This window comes from Longimonas sp., assembly GCF_046498435.1.
GTDB lineage: Bacteria > Bacteroidota > Rhodothermia > Rhodothermales > Salinibacteraceae > Longimonas.
Window position 1 is genome coordinate 1 of record NZ_JAWOAR010000151.1, and the last position, 3,363, is coordinate 3,363.

Sequence of the window (3,363 nt, forward strand, 5' to 3'; positions counted from 1 at the left end):
CATCCCTAACAAGATATTCTCAAGTTTCCGGTTATCATTTCAATTGTAATGATATGCCAAACTTCGTCTCTCGTAAGTAATTTTGTGTTTTGGTTAGGCCCAGACAAACATAACGTGCCATAGTCCTCATATTTCTCTACTGAAAAATACATTTGAAAATGCAGAATGCTCACACCCGAAACACCTTTTCCCGATGCCATCCCAAGCATTCCTGATCCGGAATGTGTTTCGCGTCCTCCGGTGAAAAAATAGGCCGCTGCTCAAGGGTCATAATGTGCCCTGGGTTGTTCTGTTCCGATCTGGCCAGGGACGAAACCAGGACCTCGTAGTCTGTGCCTACGCCCATGATACCGCGGTCAAAGCTCCATCCAAAGTGACACCGATACGGAGGTTCTTGTCTATCTCATCGAGGAGGTACAGGAAGAGGCCGGGCTCGACCTGCCTGAGGCAGTGCGTCAGGCACTCACGCAGGTCATTGGCACGTACGGCATTGCCGTCGTATCCGCCAGCGACCCCGACCTGCTTGTGGCCGCACGCAAGGGAAGTCCGCTGCTCATTGGCGTAGGCGAGGGCGAGTACTTCCTGGGCTCCGACGCTGCCCCGCTCGTAGAACATACGCGGCAGGTGGTGTACCTGAGCGACGGCGAGATTGTGACGATCCGGCGCGGTGGCTATCAGGTGCGGACCATCGAGAACGAGCCGCTGGAGAAAGAAGTGCACGAACTGGAGTGGACGCTCGGCGAGATTGAGAAGGGCGGCTATGAACACTTCATGCAGAAAGAGATCATGGAGCAGCCCACCGCGCTCGAAGATGCGATGCGTGGACGCGTGCTGCCCGACGACAACAAGATTGTGCTCGGCGGCCTGCATGATGTGATGGACGACCTCCGCGAGGCCGATCGTGTGGTCATTGCAGCGTGTGGTACGTCGTGGCACTCGGCGCTTGTGGGCGAATACCTGATTGAGCACTTTGCGCGTACGCCCGTCGAAGTCGAATATGCCAGTGAGTTCCGCTATCGCAATCCTATCTTGCGGGAGGGCGATGTAGTGCTCGTCATTTCGCAGAGTGGCGAAACTGCCGACACACTGGCTGCCGTCCGCGAGGCGCAGCGTCAGGGGGTGCTCTGCCTGGGCGTGTGTAACGTGGTGGGTTCGACGATCGCCCGCGAAACCGACGCCGGGGTCTATCTGCATGCCGGACCCGAAATCGGTGTGGCCTCCACCAAAGCGTTTACCGCGCAGGTGATCGTGCTGGCGATGATTGCGCTGAAGATGGCGGAAGACCGCACGCTCAGCCATGCCGAGTTCGCCGACGCTGTGCACGCGCTGGCCTCGATTCCGGACAAGGTGCGCACCACGCTCGAAATGGATGGGCAGATCGAGAAGATGGCGAACATCTACCGCTACTCGTCCAATTTCCTGTATCTGGGACGCGGGTTTAACTTCCCGGTGGCTCTCGAAGGCGCACTCAAGCTCAAAGAGATCTCCTACATTCACGCCGAAGGGTATCCGGCGGCGGAGATGAAGCACGGTCCTATTGCACTCATCGATCGCTTCATGCCGGTAGTCTTCATCGCGCTGAAAGACAGCACCTACGACAAGGTCGTGTCGAACATTGAGGAGGTAGCCGCGCGCGACGGATCCGTCATTGCTATTACCGATGAGGGCAACGGCGATCTGGATGATCTCTGTGAGTACGTGCTGCGCATCCCTCAAACCCAAGAGTTCCTTTCGCCACTGCTGGCGGTGGTGCCGTTGCAGTTGCTGTCGTATCACATCGCGGTGATGCGCGGTTGCGATGTGGATCAGCCCCGCAACCTGGCCAAGAGCGTAACGGTGGAATAACACGCCGCAGTGCCCTCTGCGCTTGATGCACATCCTGTGAGCCTCGCTGCGGGTCTGAACCCGCGGCGAGGCTTTTCGTTGATGCATCTTGCTTATTACGGCGCTACACTTGGCGCCTTTTACGTTTTGCCCCCGTTTCCCGTCATAAGTTTCTGCCTTACATGATCGAACTGGAGAAGCTGGACAAGATCAAGAACCGATTCGATGAGATCGAGCAGATGATGGCCGATCCCGAAATCGCGACCGACGCGCAAAAGATGTCGGAGCTCGGCCAGGAGCACGGTCAGTTGCGTGAGGTGATCGAGGCGATCAACACGTACGAAAACCTGCTCGAAGAGCGCAAAGGCTTGAAAGAGATGGTTGCTGCCGAATCGGGGGAGATGGCCGATCTGGCGCAAGACGAGCTTGAGTCGATCAACGAGCAGCTGCCTGAGGTGGAAGACGACCTGAAGGATAAGCTCATCCCGAAGGATCCCGAAGACCGCAAAAACGCAATCATCGAGATTCGGGCCGGTACGGGCGGCGACGAGGCGGCTATCTTTGCGGGGGATCTGTACCGCATGTACGTCAAGTACGCCGAAAAGAAGGGCTGGAGCCACGAAGTCATCGATGCCTCGCACGGATCGCACGGCGGGTTCAAAGAGATTACGATGAGCATGGGCGGGCCCGAAGTGTTTGGCACCATGAAGTATGAGAGCGGCGTGCACCGCGTACAGCGCGTGCCTGAAACCGAGTCGAGCGGACGCATCCACACCTCGGCGGCGTCGGTGGCCGTGCTGCCAGAGGCAGAGGAGGTAGACATCGACATCAAGCCCAACGACATTAAGGTGGATACGTATCGCGCCAGCGGGCCCGGTGGGCAGTCGGTGAACACGACGGACTCGGCCATCCGCATTACGCACCTGCCCACGAAGCTGGTGGTGACCTGCCAGGACGAGAAGAGCCAGCACAAGAACCGCGATAAGGCGATGCGGGTGTTGCGTTCGCGGCTCTACGATATGAAGCTGGAGAAGCAGCGCGAGGAGCGTGCCGAGGAGCGCCGCTCCCAGATCGGCTCGGGCGACCGGTCGGCCAAAATCCGCACTTACAACTTCCCGCAAGATCGCGTAACCGACCACCGCATGGAGGGAGAAAACAAGAACTACGCGCTGCAAGACATCATCGAGGGCGATCTGGACCCGGTGCTTACTGCGCTGAAAGCCCAGGAGAACGCCGAACGCCTGGCGCGGCTGTAGCAGCGTGGAGGCCCTCCCCCATCGGACCTGACGTGACGCCGCCGGGCCTGCATCGCCCGAGCAGCGCTGCCCTCTCACATGGAGCGGCATCGCCGTACAAAAAGAGGCACTGCAACTTAGTAGGCTTCAATGGTCGCCCGGGATATTCTTCCGACAGCGTATGTGTTTAGCGACTTGTTCCAGATTGCCGGGGACGCAAGCAGTACCGTCTGCGTTTCTGGCGTACACCACGGCCCCCCTTCGGTATCGCTGTCGCGTGGGAAACGCAGAAGCGTTCATTTGC

General features: G+C 58.5%; 1 protein-coding gene and 1 pseudogene. Both read left to right on the forward strand.

Going from position 1 to position 3,363, the window contains the following annotated elements; genetic code table 11:
• Positions 1 to 369: 369 nt before the first annotated feature.
• Positions 370 to 1,845, forward strand: a pseudogene (glmS, locus tag R6U20_RS05545) (glutamine--fructose-6-phosphate transaminase (isomerizing)); the annotation flags it as partial.
• A 161-nt stretch (positions 1,846 to 2,006) separates the two neighbouring features.
• Positions 2,007 to 3,080, forward strand: coding sequence for a peptide chain release factor 1 (gene prfA / locus R6U20_RS05550; RefSeq protein WP_410336870.1), 1,074 nt, complete (start codon positions 2,007 to 2,009; stop codon positions 3,078 to 3,080).
• Positions 3,081 to 3,363 lie beyond the last annotated feature (283 nt).